A 23,207-nucleotide genomic window follows, 5' to 3' on the forward strand; every position below is an offset into this window, starting at 1 on the left:
AACCACACAGGATCGAGCCGATGAATGCATTTCATTTTGCTTTCGGCCCGTGAACCTCTAAAGCGAAGCATCTGAAGGATCAGTTCGAAGAGACGAAGATTCCCATGACGCCGACACGTTCCAACCCGCTTCACCTGGCCGCAGCCTTTGCCAGTGGCGGTCTCTTGACCCTGATGGTGCATTTCAACGGACTGCTCGCCCATTATGGCAACGCTCTCTTTTCATCCTGGACGGCGCATGCCACGGGCACTGTTGCCGCCATCATTATGATGGCCTTGCTTTACCGGAAACGGGCACCAGGACAGGCGACAAAGCCCAAGGCTCCATTGTGGGCCTATCTCGGGGGAATGATCGGCGCGGTGCTTGTGATGTTGACCTCCACGGCGGTAAACTCGCCGCTCGCCCTCTCCGGCACCATCGCGCTCGGATTGGCGGGACAGGTCATTTTCAGCCTCGCGGCGGATTTCTGGGGTTTGTTTGGTCTGCCAAAACGACGTCCGCAAGGCCAAGACATTCTGGCAATCGCCCTGATCCTCGGCGGCAGCGCTCTTATCATTCTCATAGGAAGAGCGACATGATCGTCTGGATCGCCATGGCTTTCGTCGGGGGCGTCTTCGTGTCGCTCAGCCGCCAGATCAACGGGCGTCTCAGCCTGTCCACTTCACCGCTCACCGCATCCTTCTGGAATCACTTTGTCGGACTTGCGGTTCTGACTTTGCTGGGGCTTTTTATTGGTGGCCTGTTCCCTGAAGGCGCGACTGAAGCGCCGTGGTACGCTTTCATCGGCGGTCCGATCGGCGTGGTCTTCATCGCCTCGGGAAGTTGGCTCATCGCGCGCATCGGCGCGGTCAACACCGCGCTTCTCGTCATCAGCGGCCAGATGGTATCCGGCGTGGCGCTGGATTTCCTGAGCGACCAGCCGCCGAAAATCTGGGCGACGGCACTCGGTGTGCTCCTCATCCTCGCCGGCATGGTGCTGACGCAACGGCGACGCTGAAGCGATTTCATAAAGCACGGTCCGCGCGAAAGAGTTCGGCGGATACACGACCGAAAATGCAGAAAACGGGTTAAAGCAGGTCTGGTAAAATCGCGTTCATCGGACCTGCTTTGAAGCGTGAGGCGCGGAGCCCAAAAATCCGCGATCGGTTTTAGCTCTTGCCGAACAGGCTACCGAACAAGGTTTTGCCCCCGCTCTTTCCACCGTTGCTGGCAGCCATGGCAGATGGACGTCCATTCAACTTCGGCACGACGATCAGGCGCTTGACTTCTCCGCGTTTGAAAGCCGCGAGAAATTTCGGATATTCCTTGAAGACGACGCAGCCATTCGATTCACCACGCTTCGCCAGCATGTAGGTATGCGCCAGAAGACCGTTGCGGCCATGCGGGTTCACGCCGTTTTCCGGCGTAAGGCGAATCGCCTCGACACCATGGAAAAGCGATTCACGCATCGTCAGACGGTAACTGGAAGGCGGTGTCGCGCCGCGCATCTTCACGTGAACGAAATCGGGATTGTCGCGCATCTTTCCGATGCCCGAATGGGCCTCAAGCTTTTCGCCGCTGGGGAGGTGCACAACACCTGCAGAAATATCATAGATGGCCGTTCCATTGCCGCGGTCGGGCCACGGAACAGCGTCCATTTTCGTTTCGCGCATCGGATTGTCTGGCTTGGCAAAGGCCACCATCGTGGACGTTGCAGGCTGCTGCACCGGCGGTCTGACGGGTGTTGGAATGGTGGCAGGCGTAGCGACTGTCTTTTCGGCGACCGGTGGAAGGTCAGGTCGCGGCATCGGCTCTACTTCGATTGCCTTAGCAATCTCGGGGCGGAAACTTGGCAGTGGAACCGTCTCTGGCAGAAGGTCGATTTCGTCTTCCGCCGCTGGTTGCGGACGTCCAAGCGCCGCTGCGAATGCCGGATGTTCCTTCTCGGTCGGCGTTTCCAGCATGGCGGTTTCAGGGCCGCGTCCAAGCGCCGAATCGACGATAGCCGAAGGGCGAAGCGCCGCAAGCTCCTTCACTGTCGCTTGCCCTTGAGCATCGATGGCGGCGGCACCGAAACGCGCGGCAAAAAGCTTGGCGTTGAGGTGATGCTCCGCTGCAAGGCGGGTCATTTTCTGGTGACTTTCAGCGCTGGCCGAAAGCCTGGAAAATTTGTGAACGTGGATAGTCGGCTGAGCGGCATCGGACGGATCGCTTGAGGGACGATCCAGACGCGCAACCAGCGTTTTCTCAAAACCGCGCGCACCATGCGAGGCCTGCGCCATCCCGTGCAAGGAGGCAAAAGCCGCGATTGCGCAGACGCTGGCAAGAACTCCGCCGCCCATAAGGGCAGAGAAGCCACCGCTAGAAAGAGCGGCACGTTTTTTGGCTGGGGACGCGCCGCGCACGGGGCGACCCTGATAGGTCACGACTGATGACGCCATGATACTCGTTACTCGAACCGTTTACGCAAAACCGGCCTATGGCCAGCGACTTGGTGTTGGCTTCGAATGCAAGGAGCGAATCGCACCAACTTCGAAGTGAACAGGTCCGAAGCATGCCGAATTATGGTAACCAAAGTCTTTACGAGTCCCCTGAAAACGCTGTCCCTGAAGCGTGAGCTGTGGTCATGCAGGTAAGATTCGATGTTCGCGCCGGTTTTTTCGGACGTCGAAACCAAAGAGCAAGGCTGTCAGCGCCGCACAAACCGGCTTTGTCTGGATCCCCTCTTCTAGAGAAGCCAGTATCTTTTGACTTAGCCGAAAATGGGGCGATAGCGGCGGCACCGGCTTTCATTTTACTTGAAAGCCTTTAAGCTCGACCTGCTCCGACACGTTCAGGGAAGACACATGAAAGCGCTATTACTGATCGACATCCAGAACGGTTTTTGCCCGGGTGGAAATCTTCCCGTTGTCGATGGAGACAAAGTCGTGCCGATCGCCAACGCTCTGATCGAGAATGGCGGCTACGACCTGATCGTCGCCTCCCAGGATTGGCATCCGGCCAACCACGGCAGCTTTGCATCTCAGCATCCGGGAACGCAGCCTTTCGAGATGGGTGAGCTGTCAGGCAAAGCGCAAGTCATGTGGCCAGACCATTGCGTTCAGGGAACAACCGATGCGGAGTTTCATCCCGATCTCAATATTCAGGCCTTCGATTTCATCCAGCAAAAGGGCGACAACCCTGCCGTCGACAGCTATTCCGCCTTTCGCGATAACGATAAGTGGGCAACCACTGGCCTTGCGGACTATCTTAGCCGCCAGGGTGTGACCGTTCTCGATATTTGCGGCCTTGCAACCGATTACTGCGTCAGTTTCTCGGCGCTAGATGCGCGCGACATGCTTCCGGATGTTAAGGTGCGCTTCATTGAGGACGCGAGCCGAGGCATCGATCCGGAGGGCATCAAGGCCGCCATTGCAGCCATGCGTGCCAAGGGTGTGGCGGTCGTCAATAGCACCGATATTCTGACAGCCTGAGCCGTCAGCGGCCATGCAAGGGCTGCTCCAGCACGTCGATGTCAGAGGCGGCATCGTCCATGCGGCGCAAGATCACAGCTTGCGCGTCCCTTAAACCCTGATTGTAGAACTGAGGGCCGATTACCTGCGCAAGGTGGTCCACCAGCATTTCGCTTTGCAACCCGCTGATATCCACGTCGAGTTCGTTGACCAGATAGTCCCGAACGAGCTTGGTCATTGCTGCTTTCTGCTGTTTATCGACTTTGAGTTCCACAATGATGATCTCCTACAGCATCGGGCTTTGTGCGTCTAAAAAGACGGGACCGCGCTCCAAGCCAAGTCAGCTTAATTTCAGCTTCAAATAAATCAATCGAGCCATTCCTTATTTTTGTTTGTGCTGGTGCCGCCAAGGCTGTAGGTCAACAGCTATTCAATGTTCTCCGGTGCAGGACCGGCTCCCCATGACCCAGTCACCTTTCAGGTCAGGCATCCGCCTTGGCCTTCCCGTCGCTCTTGCCGTCTTGCCCTTCGGCGCGCTGTTTGGCGCCGTCGCGATCGACAATGGCCTAACCATTTATGAAGCAACGCTGATGAGCGGCATCATCTACGCCGGCGCCAGCCAACTCGTCGGCATCGAGCTTTTCAATCAAAACTTGCCCGCTTGGCTCGTAGTCCTGTCGATCTTCGCCGTCAATTTTCGGCACGTGCTCTATTCGGCCGCCATGGTTCGCATCGTTCCGGAGTGGTCCTTCGCCCGCAAGGCGATCGGCTTTTTCTTTCTCGTCGACCCGCAATTTGCCGAATCCGTCCGGCAGAAGGAAATACACGGGCAAGTGCGTTATGCCCTCTATATGGGCTATGCCTTAGTGGTCTATGTGCTGTGGATGATCTCAACCGTCCTCGGCGCATCGCTCGGTAATCTGGTCGGTGATCCAAAGGCGCTCGGCTTCGACGTGCTGCTACCCATCTATTTCATGGGCATGGTTCTCGGTTTCCGTAAGCGCGACAGCTTCTACCCCGTCATGCTGGCAAGCGCCGTGGGCGCGATCGCGTCCTTCCACTTCGTCGGCTCGCCATGGCATGTGAGCATCGGCGCGATGACCGGCATCATCATCGCCGTTATTTTGCCGCCTGCCAAAACCAAAAATGCGGACAGTGAGGTGCAAACGTCATGAGCGAGTTTTTCCATCTTCAGACGCTGATCATCATCTTTGCCGGCGCTGTCGCGACCTATCTCACCCGCGTTGGCGGCTACGTGTTGATGACGCGGCTGAAATCCATCCCACCCCGCGTGGAGGCCGGACTAAACGCCGTGCCTGTCGCGGTTCTGACCACGCTTGTGGCGCCGGCCTTTTTCGAGGGCGGCTATGACGTGAAACTCGGCATGATCGTGGCCCTGATCGTCGGTTTACGCTTTCCCGGACTGATCATGCTGTTTGCTGGCTGGGCATTGGTCGTGGCGTTGCGGCATTTTCAGCTCGCATGAGCTAAAAATGCCGCCAAAAGCGTGACGTTACAAAGCCTCGGTCGCAGCCGTCAGCCACTGCTTGACGCTCTCATCGCTGATCAACGGCAGCAGCTTTTCCCGCGTCTTGGCGTGATAGTCGTTCAGCCAATTGCGCTCGTCCTCCGTCAGCAAAGAAACAACGATCAGCCTGCGGTCGATCGGACACCACGTCAGCGTTTCGAAGGAAAGCATGGGCTGGTCGCCACCTTCGATCGATTGCGCCTCCCGCACATAGATCAGGTTTTCGATACGAATGCCGAAGGCACCAGGTCTGTAGTAGCCGGGCTCGTTGGAAAGGATCATACCGGGCAGCAGTTCCTGCTGAGATACGCGCGAGATGCGCTGCGGACCCTCATGCACCGACAGATAGGAGCCGACGCCATGGCCCGTGCCGTGGCCGTAATCGGCGCCTGCCTTCCACAATGCAATGCGCGCCAGCGGATCGAGATCGCAACCGCGCGTGCCTTTCGGAAACTTCGCGTCACTGATGGCAATAACGCCCTTCAACACCAGGGTAAAGAAGCGCTTCTGCTCCTCAGGCACAGAGCCGATGGCGACAGTGCGGGTGATATCCGTCGTGCCGTTTATATATTGCGCTCCGGAATCGACCAGGAACATCTCGCCATTCTGTAGAGTGCGATCCGTGTCGGTGGTCACGCGGTAATGAATGATCGCAGCATTCGGGCCGGAACCGGAAATCGTATCGAAGGAAATATCTTTCAGCGGGTTCTGCATCGCCTGCCCAAGCTTGGCACGTGTCTGCTCCAGCATCTTCACCGCTTGGATTTCCGTCACAGTGCCGGGCTGCTGGGCATCGAGCCAGGCCAGATACTCGACCATAGCCGCACCGTCCTGAATATGGGCAGCGGCGGAACCGGCAAGCTCTGCCTCGTTCTTGCAGGCCCTTGGCAGCTTCACCGGATCCGTGGCCTCTACGACCGAGCCTCCCGTATCCTTGATGATCCGCGTCAGCGCCACCGGCACCACATCGGCGTCAACCAAGATCGTCGCGCCTTTCTCCGCAAGGCTGCGAAGCATCGGCTTGATCTCTGCCGGCGTCTGAAGCTCAGCGAGGTCGCGAAGATAGCCTTTGACCTCGTCATTCGTTTTTCGCTCATCCAGGAACAGATCAGCCTTGCCGTCCGCATGGATAATGGCACGGGCAAGCGGATGCGGCGTGTGCGGAACGTCGTTGCCGCGAATATTGAATATCCAGGCAATCGAAGACGGATCGGTGACCAGAACTGCATCTGCCTTCCGGCCTTTAGCCTCAGCCGCAACCGCCCCGATCTTGTCGCGCGCGGGGGTACCGGTAAAAGCATCCGGCTGAATCGTCACCGGCTCGAGAGGCTCCGCTGGACGCCCCTCCCACAATGGATCGAGCGGATTGGCAGCAAGCAGGACCACCGAGCCCCCCTTCTCCTCCAGCGCTTTTTCAAGACGCGACAACTCGGCGCTCGTGTGAAGCCACGGATCGATGCCTAGGCGAAATCCCGCGGACGCATTGTCGGCAAGCCATCGTGCGGGAGGCGCACCAACAAGGTCGCCGCCCGTGAAGACCGATGGATCGACCTGCGCCACAAGCTGCGTCGTGTAACGACCATCGACGAATACGATAGCCTCGGATCGCGTCACCAGCACCACGCCGGCAGATCCGGTAAAGCCGCTGAGCCACGCCATCCGCTCGGCGCATTCGGGAACATATTCACCCTGATACTCGTCAGCACGGGGAATAAGAAAACCATCAATTCCGAGCGTATCGAACGTCGCGCGTAGCGCCTCCACGCGAGCTTTGCCGAATTGTGGAGCGGATTTGTTGTCGAAGGACTGAAACATGGAATGCTTTCTAAATCGTCAGTGTGGCCGAGCATATCCCGGCAGCGTCTTGAACGTCCAGACCTAAGCACAGGCGCTTTTGCCTGCAGCCGATCCGCACAAACTGTAGGCAACTAGCAAGATTTTCGATGCCGAGATGGATGAGCATTGCGAAAATCGCATAGCAAGGATGCCGAAGCGTCTATGGCCTGCAACGCCGGTATGGCTTAAGGTCCAAAGCATCGAAAGGGTGACGAAACGCCCGTGAAACAAGGATGTCTACATGTCGAAGTCGATCTTTCGCACAGCATTCGAGCGCGTCGTTGAGGCCCGCCAGCGTCAGGCCGATCGCCATGTCAGCAGCGCAATGCTCAATCTCGACGCGACCACGATCGCCGCTTTCGGCACCACACGTGAAGAGCTTCGTCGTAAGGCAAAATCCACTTACGTATTCTGATCATCAATCGGGTCTTCTCCTCCCAAGCCCGATTTGAAAAGAATACGTTTATCCGCTTGAGCCTCTCCTCCCAAGGTTCGCGGATTCGGTCAGAAGGACCGATTGAAAAGGCGGCGCGCGAGCGTCGCCTTTTTCATTGTCTCAGAAGGCATCCCGGCGAAGATGGATCGTGACCCAGCCATTGCGCCAGATCGTGCGGATATGGCTGAGCTTCATGCCATTATAAGCAGACAGGACCTTCCAGCGCTGGGTGCTCAAGATACCGGACAGAATGACCGTGCCGCCGGGCGCCAGATGCGCAACGAGCTGCGGTGCCATCTTGATCAAAGGACGCGCCAGGATATTGGCGATAATCAGATCGAACGGCCCATGCCGGCGAAAGGAGTCCGAATGGAACCCGGGCGCGGTTTCGAAAGATATTCCGGAGACGATGCCGTTCAGCCGCGCATTTTCCTTTGCGACCCGGATAGCGATCGGATCGATGTCTGTAGCCAGCACAGGAACTTTACGCATTTTCGCGGCAGCGATTGCCAGCACACCGCTTCCCGTTCCCAGATCGAGCGCATTGCGGATGGTACGGGCGCGCAGCACATCCTCGATCATTTCCAGGCAACCTGCCGTGGTGCCGTGGTGTCCGGTCCCGAAAGCCTGCCCCGCCTCGATCTCGATGGCCAGATCGTTTGGTCGAACCTTGTCGCGATCGTGCGACCCGTGAACGAGGAAGCGCCCTGCTCTCACCGGCTTCAGCCCTTCGAGCGATTTGGCGATCCAGTCGACATCGGGAATGACTTCGCGCTCGATGACGAGGTGCGGAAAGGACGCCTGTAGCAAGGACGCAAAGCGCTCCGCGATCTCTTCTTCCTGCTCGCGCAGCATATAGATCGACGCTTCCCAGATATCGCGCTTCTCATCCACTTCGGTGGTCGCAATCGCAATATCTTCCTCGCCGAAAACCTCAGACATCACGTCGAGCACATCGCCTGCCTGAACTTCGGTTGTGGTGACATAGAGACGGATTTCGCTCACGGCAGACGCTTTCTCAAAACCTGGCTGGTTGACGCGTCAGCCTTTGCCACAAAACACACACCAATCCAATGGAGCGAAGCGAGTTTCTTGCGCGGCCCGCTTAGGATTTGACGAGATTTTGCAGCTTCTGGACGGCGATATCCGGATTTTCGCCGTAGGCAATCGTCCCGGCAAATGAGCCATCGGGCCGAAGCAGGATCACTGAGGCGGTATGATCCATCGTATAATCGCCATTCGGCTCCTTCTCATCGACCGGCACCTTCTTGGCGTAGATGCGATAGCCCTTCAGCGTTTCAGCAATCTTGTCCGGAGCCCCGGTAATACCGGTAATGCGCTTTGAGACATTGGAAATATATTGGTTCATCACCTCGGGCGTGTCCCGCTCGGGATCTACGGAGACGAAATAGGCTTGCAGCTTGTCGCCTGCCGGGTCCACCTTCTCCATCCAGCCATTCAACTCGAACAGCGTTGTCGGGCAAACCTCGGGGCAATGCGTAAAACCAAAAAACAACGCTGTCGGCTTGCCCTGAAAAGCCTTTTCGGTAATCGGCTGGCCGTTCTGAGCGACCAGCTGGAACGGAACGCCATAGGCTTCCTCCACCATCTGTTCGCGACTCTTGGTCAATTCAACAGTCAACCAGCCCATGACGCCCAAAAGAACGACCACGGCACCCCAGAGCGCAAGACGGATCGATTTCATGCTGTTTCCTCACCATGCCACACACAATGTCCGAGAGCATGGTGCGGATGATCGCGAACCGCTCTCGATTGACGCCAAGCGCCCTAAAGCGCTTGATAACCAAGCCTTCAACATTGCGCAAATCAACAACGGCTTGAAAGCCGAACCGCGCTGTTTTGTCCCAGTGCCATGCAAGAAAGGAAGTCAGCGTAGAGGCCGGTCAAAAACACCAGGCAATGCCGTTTTGTACCGAAGCGATGAAGATGTCCGTGCCGTGCCGCAGCCAGCCGTCGAAGGTTGCCACTGACACATAAAGAAATGCTGCTGTTGCAGCAGCGCCAAGAAGCAACTTTCCGGTGTTGGACGATAATCCGCTCATCGCCAAACAATACTGCAATATCCTTGCCAGGCAAAGTGCAAAGCTTGGTAACAAGAGGTTTGAATGTATTTGTTAGTGAAAGTTTAAACGATTCTTGCCATCATGTTCGTCAGCGGTCCGCATAAGCGCACGACATGATGTCACCGGGTTCAACTGGACACCGCATTCATCTTCCCAAACAAGCGGCCCGCCAGAGAGCCGTCAGGACAAGCAACGACCATGTCGAACGCCATCAAACAATCCGGCGCATACCTCGAAATCGTTTCCTTCCATCTCGGCGATCAGGAATTCTGCATCGACATCATGGCGATCCGCGAAATTCGCGGTTGGGCGCCAGTCACGCCGATGCCCCATACCCCGCCTTACGTTCTCGGCCTCATAAACCTTCGTGGCGCAGTTATCCCGGTTATCGACATGGCTTGCCGCCTTGGCATGAAGATGACCGAACCGTCCGAACGCTCCGCAATCATCGTCACCGATATTGGCGGCAAACTGGTTGGCCTTCTGGTCGAACAGGTATCCGATATGATGACCATCCGCTCGGAAGACCTCCAGCCTGCCCCGGAAATCATTCCTGAAGAGCAGCGCAATTTCTGCCGCGGCATCGTGGCGCTGGAAAAGAGTATGGTCTGCTTCCTCAACCTCGACACGGTCATCGCCGACGAACTGTCGCGCGAAGCTGCCTAACCACCGGTCTTGACGAACTTCATAAAACGGCGGGCCTTCGGGTCCGCCGTTTTTCGTTGAGTGCGCACAGTCCGCGCACGTCCCAAGTCTTAAGGCTTACCGTTCTTCCATGTGACCGTCTGCCCATAGAGTGGCACGGTCGAGATCGCCATCTTAGCCGAGCCATCGGTAAGTTCGCGGGTGTGGACCAGATAGATCAGGGCGTCATTGGCCTTATCGTAAATCCGGTTGACGACCATTTTCTTCCACACGAGCGACATGCCCTGACGGAAAACTTCCTCCCCACCCTTGGAAAGATCGATATCGTCAACTTCGACCGGCCCGGTCTGGCTGCACGAAATGGCGTTATTGGAAGGGTCTTCGAACCAGTTGCCGTTTTTTAGCCGGTCGATCACGCCGCGGTCGAAATAGGTAATGTGGCAAGTAACACCCTTTACCTTGGGATCGGCAATGGCCTCCACAACGATATCGTTGCCGGTCCAGTCCACGCCGACCTTGCCCACCACTTGCGCCAGCGCGCCGAGCGGAGCAAGCACAAGCCCCGCCACCAGAATTGCCCGAAACTTCTTTGAAACCATCGCCTTTACCTCCATGTCTGCAACAACAGATAGGGTGGCGCGCGACGGTGACAAGCCGTTGGATTATCGTTTTCTCATGGTGCAGGGCTCGTAGCCCAAAGCGTGCAAACGCCCTGCAACCATGCCGATCTTTGCTGGAATGTCGCGCACATGCTGAAGTGCGAGGGACTTCGCCGCCGCTAGAGCCGCAGAGGCGCAGACAACGGCGTCTTCTGCCGCATTATGGTGGACGAACCGAAGCTGCAGATGATGCGCGATGATGTTGAGCTTGTGCGACGGTAGCGACGGCCAGACGCGCTGCGCCATCTTCACGCTGCAGAAATAAGAAAGCGACGGATAACTCTGCCGATATTTGTCGAAGCTGGCGCGCATGACGCTGAAATCGAAAGCAGCATTATGCGCGATCATCGTCGCATCGCGAAACTCGTCGACAAACTCTTCCATCACCTCGGGAAACTCCGGAGCATCCTCCACATCTGCTGGACGAATGCCGTGGACGGCAATATTGAAGGGCGAAAAGCGCATGTCTTTCGGCCGGATCAGCCGTTCTTCTACCCGCGTGATTGCGCCGTCCTCGATCCAGGCGAGCCCAACCGAGCAAGCGCTACCACGCTCTTCATTGGCGGTTTCGAAATCGATTGCGATTGTTTTCAAGAGGTGATTCCCCGTATATCGCAAACGGCATAGAACAAAATGGCCCGGAAATGAACCACCGGGCAAGAAACGGGTGGGAACCACAGCCGCCCCAGCTTAAAGCCCCAATACCGCGACGGGGATGATCGAGATGAGCGTACATAGCCGAATGAATTCGACGGAATGGGCAATGCTCGTCGCCCTGTCCATCCTTTGGGGCGGCTCCTTCTTCTTTGTGGGCATCGCGGTCAGAGAAGTGCCGCCGATCACCATCGTCACTCTACGGGTGTTTATTGCAGCGCTCGCGCTGCTCACGGTGTGTCGGGTGCTCGCCTACAGCCTGCCGCGAAAGCCGGAGGTTCTCCGCGCCTTCATCGTGATGGGGCTGCTGAACAACATCATACCCTTTTCGCTGATCGTCTGGGGCCAGACGCATATTGCAAGCGGCGTCGCCTCCATCCTCAATGCCACCACACCGCTCTTTACCGTGCTTGTGGCCCATATGCTGACCACAGATGAAAAACTCAACGCCAACAAGCTGGCAGGCGTCATCATCGGTTTTGCAGGCGTCGCAACCTTGATCGGCCCCGCTGCACTCAGCGGTGAGAGATCGAGCTTATTGGGTCAACTTGCCATTCTGGGAGCCGCGATATCCTATTCCTTCGCTAGCGTTTTCGGACGGCGTTTCAAGATCATGGGCGTCGCCCCACTGGTCACGGCCACCGGCCAGATTACCGCCTCGAGCCTGTTGCTTCTTCCGCTTGCCATGGTCATCGACCGGCCATGGACGCTCGCCATTCCGAGTGGCGAGACATGGGCGGCGCTGTTTGGCATCGCGCTCCTCTCTACCGCACTTGCCTATCTGATCTTCTTCCGCATTCTCTCCTCAGCAGGGGCGACCAATCTTGCGCTCGTCACCTTCCTCATTCCTGTCAGCGCCATCCTGCTCGGATCGCTGGCGCTCGGAGAACAGCTTGCAGCGAAGCATTTCATCGGCATGGCGATGATTGCCGCTGGCCTCGTTGCCATCGATGGACGGCTGTTGCGGCGCAAGTCTCTGAAGGCGTCTTGACAGGGCTGGCCTGTGACCTCATCCTTCCGTCATGATCGCAAAGACCAACACAGTGATGCTTTCCACGGGTACCACCGGCGCGCCGGTGGACGGTGGAGCCCTGTGTCGAGCATTGGCGCGATAGGTCGCGCGATCTTTACACCAGAGCCCTGCCGAAGCAGCAGGGCAAGAGGATGCACCTGCTCTTCCAACCAAAAGGAAACAGCATGTCGCCGTCCCAGGAACCATCTCCCGCCGATTTTTCACTCGACGACGTCACCATCCGCGGCATACGCCCTGACGATGCCGAAGCATTGGCACAGGTGCTGAACATGCCGGGCGTCCGCCACGGCACGCTGCGCCAGCCCTTCCAGAGCGTCGCTCACACCCGCCAATATATCGAATCGCTGACGCACGCCGATATCGTTATCGTCGCAGAATGGCATGGAATGCTACTCGGAAACGCTGGCCTGCACGCCCAACGTGGCCGTCGAAGACACGCGGCATCGCTCGGGCTCGGCATCCATGATGACTTCACGGGCAAGGGGCTCGGAACGCTCTTCATCAAGACTTTGCTGGACGCTGCCGATAACTGGCATGACTTGAAACGGATCGAGCTCAACGTCTTCACCGACAACGCGCCCGCTATCCGGCTGTATGAAAAGTTCGGCTTCGAGAAAGAAGGCACGATGCGCCAATACGCCTTCCGAGCCGGCGCATATGCCGATTGTTACTTGATGGCGCGGCTGAGGTCGTTCAATTGGAGCAATCTCCAGCATCGGCTGGAGATTGCGACTTACAATATCTTACCTTGAGAACTTGCACTCTTCTGTGATCGCGTATCGCAAATCTGAGAGTTGACCGAAAAGTCGCCGACGCGCCTGGCCCCATAGAAAAAAAAGGTATGAATGTTGATATTAAAACCCATTATGATCCTCAGATCATTGTTGTTACACAAGCTCTCTGAAATACGATTTTCCCAGCCTTCCTCAGGAACCTGATTGGCGATATAACGAATACTCAATGTTTTATCATAATATTCGGCACGAACTCTCAAATTCAATCCATTGATTTCCTTTACTCCATCAATGGATCTGGCGACCTGCTTCATATTACTATCCAGCTTCGACGCCCACTGATCGCAAGAGGCTGCGTCAAGGCTCAGCTCGGCCAATACCGTTCCGTCATTGGAAAGATACTTTTGATTGATCGTCGCGCCAGCATCTATCAAGATTCCCGATTTTCCCTCGCATAAATCATTGATCAGGGAATCGCGCCATATTTCCGAGAACCGATAATCCTTATCCGCGACTTCAAAAGTATAATTGACTGTCAACTCATCAACATCCACATGTTTGCTCGTGAAGACAGCACTATAATCCTTTGAGTTGGACAACTCCTGCGTGATGAGCGTAGCATAAGAAGCCATGTTGCCGCTACGAAGCTCATAAAAGACAATCTTCTTCTGCAATTCGGGATCGATATCCGTCTGGGATATTTCAGCCTGCTTTTCGGCTAGCAACCGCACCACATGACCTGACAGCATCAGCATTACGGCGACGCTGACGACTGCGATCTTCCCGGCCCTTCTGAAGAAGCCCGTTTTGTCAGCGTTTTCCTGCGAGGGCGCGAACAGCATGACCAAGTTGAGGATGGGGATAAGTCCATATGCCCACTTGTCGGAGGAGCCATAAGCGTCCCTGCTTCGCGCTGCGGAAAAAATCCCCATTAAAATGCCGATCGGAACCAATACCCCATAAAGCGCGAGCGTCAGTTGCGTCAGATATCCGCCCTTGATTGCGTCAAATACTGCGACAAAGGAGGCAGATCGTATCCCCAAAACGAGCACAGCGATGCCAACGATGAAGGCGTAAAGCGGGCGCCTGAGCTGAAAGTCGAATTTGAAGACCGTTGCGCTTAAAGCAGCAGACCCGAACAGAATCGCCCAGGAAAAAAGCACGTCCTGCAGTTCATTCAAGGTCAGAAGTCTATAAGAAAATATGTCCATTTGCGCCCCTAGAACGCCGTGCGTCTTATGAAACGCACAAAGGACGCCCTATCTTCTTTAATCCACGCATCGGCCCGATGCTGTAGCCCCTGAGATCTGTGACACATACAGATGGGTTGCACAATTTGGAATTGATACTGAACTCAGCAACCGAAATTTAAGGGTGTGGAGCAAAAGCATCAAGAGTGTCTGTTCGGCATACCTTCTTCATCAGCCCTTGCCATCTTGGAGATGATCTTTCATCAACTCGCGAATAATCCCGCGCGACCATTCGCTCAGTCTCTCGTCTCGTCCGCACTCCGCTCGCCTTAGTAGGCTCCTAAACAGTGATTGTAGCGGGACATGCGAAACGACCCTGCAGTCACCCCCCGATCAAAGCCAGCCATTCATCCTCATCCATGGTCTGCACACCAAGCTCGCGTGCCTTATCCAACTTCGATCCTGCACCGGGACCTGCCACGACGATATCGGTCTTCTTCGACACCGATCCCGCCACCTTGGCGCCGAGGCTTTCGGCCCGCGCCTTGGCCTCATCGCGGGTGAATTTCTCCAGCGACCCGGTAAAGACGACCGTCTTGCCAGCCACCGGGCTTCCCTCCGTCAAGGGTTTCTCCGCCTCCTTCGGGCGCAGTTCCTTTATCAACCGGTCGATGACATCGAGATTGCGCGGCTCCTTGTAGAACTCCACAATGGCGCGTGCTACGACCTCGCCGATACCATCGATCGTGTTGAGCTCGCTCCATGCATCACCGGAGATATCCGCAGCATCCTTCATTGATTCTTCGAAATGTGCGTAAGTACCGTAATTTCGGGCCAAAAGCTTTGCGGTGGTTTCCCCGACATGGCGAATGCCCAAGGCAAAGATCAGCCGGTGCAGATCGATCTCGCGCCTGGCATCAATGGCATCGAAAAGCTTCTTCACGCTGACCTTGCCGAAGCCATCGATATTCTCAAGCTTGGTCAGTGCGCTTTTGTCCTGCCGCTCCTTCAGCGTAAAGATATCCGCAGCAGTCTTGATCGACAGCGCCGGATCGTCACTCTCGAAGAAAAACTCGATCTGCTTGGTGCCAAGCCCCTCGATATCGAAGGCATTTCGCGAGACAAAATGCTTCAGATGCTCCACTGCCTGCGCCCGGCAGACGAAACCGCCCGTGCAACGCGTCACCGAATCGAGCTTGCCGGTCTTTTCATTGCGCTCACGCACCGCGTGGCTGCCACAAACCGGGCACTTCTTCGGAAACTCATAGGGCTTCAGACCGTCGGGGCGACGTTCCAGCACGATATCGAGGACCTGCGGAATGACATCGCCTGCCCGCTGAACGATGACGGTGTCGCCAATGCGGATATCGTGCTCCTGTGGGCGGATGCGCTCACCGTTATTGCCGATGCCATCGATGTAATCAGCATTGTGCAATGTCGCATTCGTCACCACCACGCCGCCGACGGTGATCGGCGTCAGCCGCGCCACTGGCGTCAGCGCACCTGTGCGTCCCACCTGAATGTCGATCGCCTCCACCATTGTGAAAGCCTGCTCAGCGGGAAACTTATGCGCTGTCGCCCAGCGAGGGCTCCGGGAGCGAAACCCGAGGCGCTCTTGCAGATCGAGCTCATCGACCTTGTAGACCACGCCATCGATGTCATAATCGAGATCCGGTCTGGCAATGCCGATTTCATGATAATGCTCAAGCAGTTGCGCGGCAGAGGTGAATCTCTTCATCAAGGGGTTGACGGGAAAGCCCCACTTGCGAAACGTCTCAACGATGCCGTGCTGTGTGTCGGCAATACGGGTCGGCTGGCCACCATTCGAAACCTCACCCAACGCATAAGCGAAAAATCTCAGCTTGCGCCGGGCCGTCACAGTCGGATCGAGCTGGCGTAGCGAACCGGACGCGGTGTTGCGCGGATTGACATAGGTCTGCTTGCCCTCGGCCTCCATCTGCGCGTTCAGAGCCAGGAAGTCGCTTTTGGCCATGTAGACCTCACCGCGCACCTCTACGACGTCCGGCGCCCCAGCGGGCAACTCGTTAGGAACTTCTTTGATCGTCCTGATATTGGCAGTAACGTTTTCGCCCGTCGTTCCGTCACCGCGAGTGGCCGCCGTCGTCAGTCTTCCACGCTCATAGCGAATGGACATGGAAAGTCCGTCGATTTTAGGCTCGGCCGTGAAGGCGATGGAATCATCCGGCGGACGGCCGAGGAAACGGTAAACCGAAGCCACGAAATCCGTAACATCTTCCTCGGAAAAGGTATTGTCGAGCGAAAGCATCGGGCGCGCGTGAACGATGGGCGCAAAGGTTGGCAGGGGCGTAAAGCCCACCTTCTTCGACGGACTATCGGCCCGCACCAATGCAGGAAATGCCGCCTCGATCGCGTCATTGCGCCGTTTCAGCGCGTCATATTCTGCGTCTGAAATCTCCGGCTGATCCTTGCCGTGATAGAGCGCATCGTGCCGCGCCAGTTCTGCTGCGAGAAAAGCGAGCTCTGAAGACGCTTCAAGCTCGGTCAGGTTTTCGACAGGTGTCTGGTCGTTCGACATGGCGGCCTCATTGGGGAAATCTGCCAGTGCTTTTAGAGCATGTCGTGCGAAAGTGTGAAGCGGTTTTGCGATAACGCCATGCCACAACGAATATCTGAATAGACGCGAATCTGAAAGATAGCGCTTGTTCGGCTATCGAGGCGGACAAACCGGCCCCTTTTCATCGGCCCGGAATCGGCTACTCTGAACATCCGGATGATAAATCTGTTCCGGAGCTGACCAATGGACATGACGACTGTTCTTGCCTTCGCCGCTGCGTTCTTCGTCTTTGCAGCCAGTCCCGGCCCCGACAACATGACGATCGTCGCCCGAACCATCACCCATGGCGCGCTATCAGGGATTGCTTACGGGATAGGCACCGTCGCTGGTATCCTGATCTTTCTCACACTCGCCGCCTTCGGCCTGTCGCTGGTCGCGCAGGAGATGGGCGTCGTCATGACTGTTCTGCGCTATGGTGGCGCGGCCTATCTGATCTGGATGGGCGTGCAGATGTGGACGACACCGGCCGTCGTGCCGGAGCTTCAGCCAGCGGGTGGAAGACAAGGGCTTCTTTCCATCCTCCTCACCGGCTTCGTACTCAATCTAGGCAATCCAAAAATGCCGCTGTTCTATGTGGCCCTCCTGCCCAATATCGTCGGCACGTCGCTGAACGTGGATCATTTGGCAGTACTTGCCGCCGTCATCCTGGGCGTGGAGGTCTTGGTGATCGGCGGACACGTGATGCTTGCGGTCCGGGCACGGAAGCTTCTACGATCCGAACGCATCGTGAAGCGTGTCAATCGCGTTGCAGGCAGCGTCATGATCGGCTCAGGCGTGGCTGTCGCCGCCAGCCGATGACAAGGAGCGAAGCGACCATGGTCGTCAAAAGGATTGTCGCCAATATTGCCGCGCCGGATGTCAAAACCGCACAGGCGTTTTATCGCGATATCCTCGGCCTCGACCTCATAATGGACCACGGGTGGATCGCGACCTTCGCCGCACCGGCAATAGAAGCCAGGCCGCAGATCAGCATCGCAACCCAAGGCGGATCAGGCACGCCTGTCCCGGATCTCTCGATTGAAGTGGACAACCTTCAGGAGGTACTTCTACGGGTAACAGCCGCAGGCCTGGCGCTAGAATATGGGCCTGCCGATGAGCCTTGGGGGGTAACGCGTTTCTACGTAAGAGATCCCTTTGGGCGATTGATCAATATTTTGTCTCACCAAGACGACAGTTAAGCGTCCGACCGTACGCTTTCGAACACAGTTTATATCGCGCCTTCCACACGAATAGTTAACATCACCCAGCTAGGTTTCCGCAACAACCATGGAGAAAAGTTGGACATGTCGACAAATTGTGAAGGTTGCCGCGAGGGCAAGGGGGTCGATTTGCCATTCTCGATGGCATTCCAGCCGATATTTGATGTCAACACCGGTTCGGTGTTTGCCAATGAGGCGCTGGTGCGTGGTCCGAATGGCGAGGGCGCTGGAACGATCCTGTCTCAGGTCGATGACAGCAACCGATATAGGTTCGATCAGCAATGTCGCATCAAGGCAATTGAGCTGGCAGCGCGCCTTTTCGACCCGACGGAAACCACCAAGCTCTCCATCAACTTCATGCCGAACGCCGTCTACGAGCCGCGCGCCTGCATCCGCCTGACGCTCGCAACCGCTATGAAGACCGGCTTCCCGCTGAACCGTATCATTTTCGAGTTCACGGAAACGGAGAAGCTGGACTCTGTGCATGTGCTGAATATCTTGCGCACATACCGGGACATCGGGTTCATGACGGCGATCGATGATTTCGGTGCCGGCTATTCCGGGCTCGGTCTTCTCACCCATTTCCAGCCCGATATCGTCAAGCTCGACATGGACATGATCCGCGGGATCGACCGCGATCCGGTCAGACGCGTCATTGTTCGCAATACATTGAATATGCTGGCCGATCTGAATATCACACCTCTCTGTGAGGGTGTGGAAACCGCCGGTGAACTTTCGGTACTTCGCGATCTCGGCGTTGTTCTGGTGCAGGGATACCTTCTGGCGAAACCCGCCTTCGAGTCGGTTGTCGTGCCAAGCACGGTCCAAGAATTGCTTGCGCCTGCCGCCTGACGGCAAAGTTCAGCCGGCTCGGCAGAACCACCCGAGCCTTTCCAGCAAGCTCGATATTCTTATTAAAGGAAACGCTTCAATCCTGCGCGGCCAGAAGCCGCGCAGCCGCTGCCCTGGCTTCGTCCGTCACTGAAGCGCCGGCGAGCATGCGGGCAATCTCTTCGGTACGATGTTCGGGCTGCATGGTGGCCACTCGCGTGGCAATGCGCTCGGTCCCATCGCCTGCCGGTCCCTTGGCGATCAACAGATGCGTGGAAGCGCGTGCTGCCACCTGCGGCGCATGGGTGACGGATAGAACCTGCACAGTCTTCGACAAGCGTTTCAAACGCTGACCGATGGCGTCCGCCACTGCGCCCCCTACTCCCGTATCGATTTCGTCGAACACCAGCGTCGGCGCAGATCCACGATCGGCAAGGGCAACTTTGAGCGCCAACAGGAAGCGTGAGAGCTCGCCGCCCGAAGCGACCTTCATGATCGGACCGGGTCGCGTGCCGGGGTTGGTCTGGACATGAAATTCCACAACGTCGATGCCGTCAGCCGTCGCCGAGGAGGAATCGCTCGTCACCTCTACGCTGAAGCGCGCCCGCTCCAGCTTTAGTGCCGGCAGTTCGGCCATGACAGCTTCGGAGAGCGCCTCCGCAGCATGACGCCTTTTCTCCGACAGCGATAATGCCGCCCGGTCAAAATCGGCCTTGACGACGCCAAGCTGCGCCTCGAGTTTCGCAAGCTTTTCTTCGCCCGCATCGAGATCGGCAAGATCCGTCACCATACGCTCGGCAAGGGCTGGAAGATCGGTCACGGGAACGGAATATTTGCGAGCCGCCGCACGAAGCGCAAACAAACGCTCTTCAACCCGCTCCAGCTCGCGTGGGTCGAATTCGGTCCGGCGAAGAGCTGCCTCCACCTCCATCTGCGCATTGGACAGATTGTCGAGCGCGGCGTCCAGCAGCTGCACCGTGTCTTCCAGCAGACCGGGCGCTTCATGGCTCTTGCGCTCAAGTCGCCGCATCATCGAGGCGATGATCGGCACGGGAGATGCGTTGCCGTTCAGGAACTCGCTCGCTTCGGCAATATCACCGGCAATACGTTCGGACTTCTGCATCACGGCCCGACGCTCGGCCAGTTCGTCCTCCTCACCATCGCGAGGAGACAGGGCTTCCAGCTCATCAACCGAGGACCGTAAATAATCGGCCTCACGCGCCGCCGCCTCGACCTTGGCGCGATGCACCTTCAAGCCGCGCTCGGCATCTTTCCACGTACGGTACAGACCCTGCACCGAAACGACCTCGTCGCCAAGACCGGCGAAAGCATCAAGAAGCGCACGATGCGCGTTGGTATCGACCAGCGCCCGATCGTCGTGCTGACCGTGAATTTCAACGAGATGTTGTCCGAGCTGGCGCATCATCTGCACCGAAACGGCCTGATCGTTGACATAGGACTTGGTCCGCCCGTCCGCCGACTGCACACGCCGAAAGATCAGATCCCCGTCGTCGTCCAGACCGTTCTCACGCAACAGCAGCCGAGCGGGGTGATCCAATCCGACTTCGAACGTGGCCGTAACCTGACCTTTTTCCTCGCCGTGACGCACAAGGCCGCCATCGCCGCGGCCGCCAAGAGCAAGCGACAAGCTGTCGAGAAGAATGGATTTACCAGCGCCGGTTTCACCGGTCAGCACGGAGAGACCGGCCTCGAACCCAAGGTCGAGCCGTTCGATCAGAACGATGTCGCGGATCGAAAGCTGGACCAGCATGGATGACGCCCTTGCCTTAGGCTCCGATCAGCTTCTTGCCGGCGCGAGAGATCCAGGATTCGCGATTTTCACGCGGCTCCAGCCCCTGCCCCTTCAAGAGCTTGTAGGAATCGGCATACCACTGGCTGTCAGGGTAGTTATTGCCGAGCACGGCAGCAGCCGTCTGGGCTTCATCCACCAGTCCCATGGCGTAGTAAGCTTCGGTAAGACGCGCCAGCGCCTCTTCGATCTGGTTGGTGTTCTGGTACTGCTCCACGACGATACGGAAGCGCGACACCGCGGCCAAATATTCTTTGCGCTCGAGGTAATAACGACCGACCTGCATTTCGCGACCGGCAAGCTGGTCACGCGCAAAGCGGATCTTGGCCTGCGCATCGGCTACATATTCGGAATCGGGATAATCGTTGACCACCTTGCTCATCGCTTCGATGGTGCGCTGGGCGGCGCGTTGGTCCTGCGTCACGTCGGCAATCTGCTTGGAGTAAGCAAGGCCGATCATGTACTGAACGTAGGCGGCGTCTTTGGCGCGCGGATACTGCTTGAGGAACCGCTGGCCAGAGGTGATCGCTGCTTCGTTCTTGTTCTGGCGGGTGGCAATAAAGGTGTTCATCACCAGAGCCTTCTGGCCCCACTCGGTGAAAGGATACTGCTTATCGATCGCTGTGAACTTGCGGCCCGCTTCGGTCATGTTGCCCTTGTTCATATTGGCAAGGGCCTGGCGATAGAGCACATCCGGCGGATCATTCTCAACGCCGAGTTTGGTGATGTCGATATCGGGATCGGACTGGCAGGCAGTGACCAGCGTTCCGGCGCCAAGCAGCATCAGCGACACGAGTCCGACCCGCATCGTTCCATTCATAGCACCAGAACCTACACGCTTCATTCGACAGTTCCCACTTCCCGCGTCAACACAGAGCTTTGGCTTCTTGCAGGCGTTTCTAGCCGTAAAAGCACCAGCAGGGCAACGCAATGATGACGCATTAACGCATTTTTATGGCAGGCAACCGCGCATGACGCGATAATCCCGATCTCCACCCGTGCAACTCCTATTAGAGGGTTTCCTTTTTAAATGGAAGCGTTCTGCTCGAGCAGATTTTCGCCGTCGCACAGGTGATCGATGGTGGACGTATTCGACATTCGGTAGAGCCAATCACGCGTCGCGACAGATAAACACCGGCACTACTCATCCCTTGAACGAAGCACTTTTCTGATGACTTGAAGTCCGCTTTGCAAGCTCTTCCGGTGGCGTAACCTGCAACGCTAACGGCACACTGTAATAAAGTCTCGGCAGCAAATAAAAAAAGGCTGCCTGGAGGAGCAGCCCTTAGTAAAGGTCGAATGTATCGCAGAGTTTAAGCGGACCAGGGGGCAAATTCCGGCTGGTTGATGGCGACAAACTCACGTGCGCGAACGACCGGATGACGCGCGGCAGGCGCCTCGACGATCTCATACGCGGTCGGATCGCTGAGCAGTGCCTTCAGCGCATTGGCGTTGACCTTGTGGCCACCACGATAGGAGCGATAGCAACCGATGAACTGCGCACCTGCAAGTGCCAGATCGCCAACGGCATCAAGCGTCTTGTGACGGACGAATTCGTCCTTCGCGTAACGCAGGCCTTCCATATTGATGACCGTGTGGTCATCGGAGATCACAACGGAATTTTCGAGCGACGAGCCGAGCGCGTAGCCGGCAGCCCACAGGCGCTCCACATCACGCATGAAGCCGAAGGTACGGGCGCGGGACAACTCGTTCTTGAATGTATCAGCCGTCAGGTCACCCTTCCAGGTCTGGCGACCGATAAGCGGCGTATCAAAATCGATTTCGACTTCGAAACGCGTGCCGTCATAGGGACGGAATTCCGCCCAGGAAGCGCCCGCATCAATACGAACAGGCTTGATCACGCGGATGTAGCGACGCTTCACACCGAGATTCTTGATACCAACCGACTCGATCGCTTCGATGAAAGGTGCGGAGCTACCATCCATGATCGGCACTTCCGGACCGTCGACTTCAACGATCAGGTTGTCGATGCCCATGGCGTAGATGCCAGCCATGACATGCTCGACGGTCGCAACCGACTGTGCCGGCGAACGGCCGATGACGGTGCAAAGATCGGTATTGCCGACATTGGCAGAAACGGCCTTCACGTCGACCACGGTGCCGTTCTCCAGCGTGCGGCTGAAGACGATGCCCGTTCCGGCTTCCGCCGGCTGAAACGTCATGGAAGCCGGATTGCCCGAGTGAACGCCGATGCCCTTGAGCTGAACAGGGTTGGCGATAGTTGTTTGGAAACCGAGCAATCCGATGGTCATGCGTATTAAGCCTTTTCATGTGAACCAGCCGGCGATACCGGCTCGGTTCGAAGTCGAACGAGGGGAAATTTTGCCTTCACGAAGACGTCATTTCCCAAACCCATGCTCTTACATACGCACAGTGCAGCGCCATAACAAATCACTGTTGATTTCGCATTGTTACAGACACAAGCATTTGAAACAATTGATCTAAATTCGCCTTTGCGAAGCGGATGAAACACGAATACCCGGGCCTTTCGAACCCGGGTATTCGCTAAACGTAGAATCG

General features: G+C 56.9%; 25 protein-coding genes. 13 read left to right on the plus strand and 12 right to left on the minus strand.

What is annotated here, in order from left to right:
- The first annotated feature begins 104 nt into the window (after positions 1–104).
- Both QZ862_RS02295 and QZ862_RS02300 read left to right on the plus strand, forming a co-directional pair.
- Positions 105–578, plus strand: a complete 474-nt coding sequence (locus QZ862_RS02295; RefSeq protein ID WP_296097241.1) for a DMT family transporter — start codon at positions 105–107, stop codon at positions 576–578.
- The gene (locus QZ862_RS02300) at positions 575–997 is read left to right on the plus strand and encodes a DMT family transporter (protein ID WP_296039569.1); all 423 of its coding nucleotides are present in this window, start codon (positions 575–577) and stop codon (positions 995–997) included. Before QZ862_RS02295 ends, QZ862_RS02300 begins: the two co-directional genes overlap by 4 nt.
- A 151-nt stretch (positions 998–1,148) precedes the next feature.
- On the opposite strand, the gene QZ862_RS02305 is transcribed toward QZ862_RS02300, so the two are convergent.
- On the minus strand, positions 1,149–2,420 hold the full coding sequence (locus QZ862_RS02305) for a tlde1 domain-containing protein (protein WP_296097243.1): 1,272 nt from the start codon (positions 2,418–2,420) through the stop codon (positions 1,149–1,151).
- Between the two features lie 405 nt (positions 2,421–2,825).
- Here QZ862_RS02305 and pncA point away from each other — a divergent pair, with 405 nt between their 5' ends.
- A complete protein-coding gene (gene pncA, locus QZ862_RS02310) occupies positions 2,826–3,452 on the plus strand; it encodes a bifunctional nicotinamidase/pyrazinamidase (RefSeq protein WP_296097245.1) in 627 nt (208 codons plus the stop codon).
- Positions 3,453–3,456: 4 nt separating this feature from the next.
- Here the strand turns inward: pncA and QZ862_RS02315 are convergent, their stop codons facing one another.
- A complete protein-coding gene (locus QZ862_RS02315; RefSeq protein ID WP_296084926.1) occupies positions 3,457–3,705 on the minus strand; it encodes a DUF2164 domain-containing protein in 249 nt (82 codons plus the stop codon).
- A 187-nt stretch (positions 3,706–3,892) separates the two neighbouring features.
- Between QZ862_RS02315 and QZ862_RS02320 the strand changes: the two genes are divergently transcribed.
- Both QZ862_RS02320 and QZ862_RS02325 read left to right on the plus strand, forming a co-directional pair.
- Positions 3,893–4,606: an AzlC family ABC transporter permease gene (locus QZ862_RS02320; protein WP_296039562.1), complete on the plus strand. Its 714-nt coding sequence runs from the start codon at positions 3,893–3,895 to the stop codon at positions 4,604–4,606.
- Entirely contained in the window at positions 4,603–4,917 is a 315-nt protein-coding gene (locus QZ862_RS02325) for an AzlD family protein (RefSeq protein WP_296014032.1), read from the plus strand. The genes QZ862_RS02320 and QZ862_RS02325 overlap by 4 nt, the downstream gene beginning before the upstream one ends.
- Positions 4,918–4,944: 27 nt before the next feature.
- Here QZ862_RS02325 and QZ862_RS02330 read toward each other — a convergent pair whose 3' ends face one another.
- The gene (locus tag QZ862_RS02330) at positions 4,945–6,774 is read right to left on the minus strand and encodes an aminopeptidase P family protein (RefSeq protein ID WP_296097247.1); all 1,830 of its coding nucleotides are present in this window, start codon (positions 6,772–6,774) and stop codon (positions 4,945–4,947) included.
- 262 nt (positions 6,775–7,036) lie between these two features.
- Here QZ862_RS02330 and QZ862_RS02335 point away from each other — a divergent pair, with 262 nt between their 5' ends.
- Complete coding sequence (locus tag QZ862_RS02335) at positions 7,037–7,210, plus strand: hypothetical protein (protein WP_296014029.1); 174 nt, start codon at positions 7,037–7,039, stop codon at positions 7,208–7,210.
- A 141-nt stretch (positions 7,211–7,351) separates the two neighbouring features.
- Here QZ862_RS02335 and QZ862_RS02340 read toward each other — a convergent pair whose 3' ends face one another.
- Complete coding sequence (locus tag QZ862_RS02340; protein ID WP_296039557.1) at positions 7,352–8,236, minus strand: 50S ribosomal protein L11 methyltransferase; 885 nt, start codon at positions 8,234–8,236, stop codon at positions 7,352–7,354.
- Between the two features lie 100 nt (positions 8,237–8,336).
- The gene (locus QZ862_RS02345; RefSeq protein WP_296097249.1) at positions 8,337–8,936 is read right to left on the minus strand and encodes an SCO family protein; all 600 of its coding nucleotides are present in this window, start codon (positions 8,934–8,936) and stop codon (positions 8,337–8,339) included.
- On the opposite strand from QZ862_RS02345, the gene QZ862_RS02350 reads away from it, so the two are divergent.
- Both QZ862_RS02350 and QZ862_RS02355 read left to right on the plus strand, forming a co-directional pair.
- Complete coding sequence (locus tag QZ862_RS02350; protein ID WP_296097251.1) at positions 8,935–9,222, plus strand: hypothetical protein; 288 nt, start codon at positions 8,935–8,937, stop codon at positions 9,220–9,222. The genes QZ862_RS02345 and QZ862_RS02350 overlap by 2 nt on opposite strands.
- A gap of 291 nt (positions 9,223–9,513) precedes the next feature.
- Entirely contained in the window at positions 9,514–9,981 is a 468-nt protein-coding gene (locus QZ862_RS02355) for a chemotaxis protein CheW (protein WP_062426540.1), read from the plus strand.
- 89 nt (positions 9,982–10,070) lie between these two features.
- Here the strand turns inward: QZ862_RS02355 and QZ862_RS02360 are convergent, their stop codons facing one another.
- Positions 10,071–10,559 carry a CreA family protein gene (locus tag QZ862_RS02360; protein WP_296014023.1) on the minus strand — a complete coding sequence of 163 codons (489 nt, stop codon included), beginning with the start codon at positions 10,557–10,559 and terminating at the stop codon, positions 10,071–10,073.
- Between the two features lie 63 nt (positions 10,560–10,622).
- Positions 10,623–11,213 carry a 3'-5' exonuclease gene (locus tag QZ862_RS02365; protein ID WP_296097253.1) on the minus strand — a complete coding sequence of 197 codons (591 nt, stop codon included), beginning with the start codon at positions 11,211–11,213 and terminating at the stop codon, positions 10,623–10,625.
- Positions 11,214–11,343: 130 nt separating this feature from the next.
- Between QZ862_RS02365 and QZ862_RS02370 the strand changes: the two genes are divergently transcribed.
- Positions 11,344–12,264, plus strand: coding sequence for a DMT family transporter (locus QZ862_RS02370; RefSeq protein WP_296097255.1), 921 nt, complete (start codon positions 11,344–11,346; stop codon positions 12,262–12,264).
- A 206-nt stretch (positions 12,265–12,470) separates the two neighbouring features.
- Positions 12,471–13,058, plus strand: coding sequence for a GNAT family N-acetyltransferase (locus tag QZ862_RS02375; RefSeq protein ID WP_296097257.1), 588 nt, complete (start codon positions 12,471–12,473; stop codon positions 13,056–13,058).
- Here the strand turns inward: QZ862_RS02375 and QZ862_RS02380 are convergent.
- Entirely contained in the window at positions 13,040–14,221 is a 1,182-nt protein-coding gene (locus QZ862_RS02380; RefSeq protein ID WP_296097259.1) for a hypothetical protein, read from the minus strand. The genes QZ862_RS02375 and QZ862_RS02380 overlap by 19 nt on opposite strands.
- Positions 14,222–14,612: 391 nt before the next feature.
- Positions 14,613–16,787 (minus strand): NAD-dependent DNA ligase LigA, encoded by a 2,175-nt coding sequence (gene ligA / locus QZ862_RS02385; protein WP_296097260.1) that lies wholly within the window; start codon positions 16,785–16,787, stop codon positions 14,613–14,615.
- Between the two features lie 222 nt (positions 16,788–17,009).
- On the opposite strand from ligA, the gene QZ862_RS02390 reads away from it, so the two are divergent.
- The 3 genes from QZ862_RS02390 (at position 17,010) to QZ862_RS02400 (ending at position 18,877) form a co-directional block, all read left to right on the plus strand.
- Positions 17,010–17,624: a LysE family translocator gene (locus QZ862_RS02390; protein WP_296076234.1), complete on the plus strand. Its 615-nt coding sequence runs from the start codon at positions 17,010–17,012 to the stop codon at positions 17,622–17,624.
- 17 nt (positions 17,625–17,641) lie between these two features.
- Entirely contained in the window at positions 17,642–18,004 is a 363-nt protein-coding gene (locus tag QZ862_RS02395) for a VOC family protein (protein ID WP_296076238.1), read from the plus strand.
- A 105-nt stretch (positions 18,005–18,109) separates the two neighbouring features.
- The gene (locus QZ862_RS02400; protein ID WP_296039540.1) at positions 18,110–18,877 is read left to right on the plus strand and encodes an EAL domain-containing protein; all 768 of its coding nucleotides are present in this window, start codon (positions 18,110–18,112) and stop codon (positions 18,875–18,877) included.
- A gap of 76 nt (positions 18,878–18,953) precedes the next feature.
- On the opposite strand, the gene recN is transcribed toward QZ862_RS02400, so the two are convergent.
- From recN to lpxC, 3 genes are all read right to left on the minus strand, one after another.
- Entirely contained in the window at positions 18,954–20,627 is a 1,674-nt protein-coding gene (recN, locus tag QZ862_RS02405; protein ID WP_296097262.1) for a DNA repair protein RecN, read from the minus strand.
- A gap of 16 nt (positions 20,628–20,643) precedes the next feature.
- Positions 20,644–21,510 carry an outer membrane protein assembly factor BamD gene (locus tag QZ862_RS02410; protein WP_296014940.1) on the minus strand — a complete coding sequence of 289 codons (867 nt, stop codon included), beginning with the start codon at positions 21,508–21,510 and terminating at the stop codon, positions 20,644–20,646.
- A gap of 469 nt (positions 21,511–21,979) precedes the next feature.
- A complete protein-coding gene (gene lpxC / locus QZ862_RS02415) occupies positions 21,980–22,939 on the minus strand; it encodes a UDP-3-O-acyl-N-acetylglucosamine deacetylase (protein WP_296039535.1) in 960 nt (319 codons plus the stop codon).
- Between the last annotated feature and the right edge of the window lie 268 nt (positions 22,940–23,207).

This window comes from uncultured Agrobacterium sp. (assembly GCA_913777615.1).
Classification (GTDB): Bacteria; Pseudomonadota; Alphaproteobacteria; order Rhizobiales; family Rhizobiaceae; genus Agrobacterium.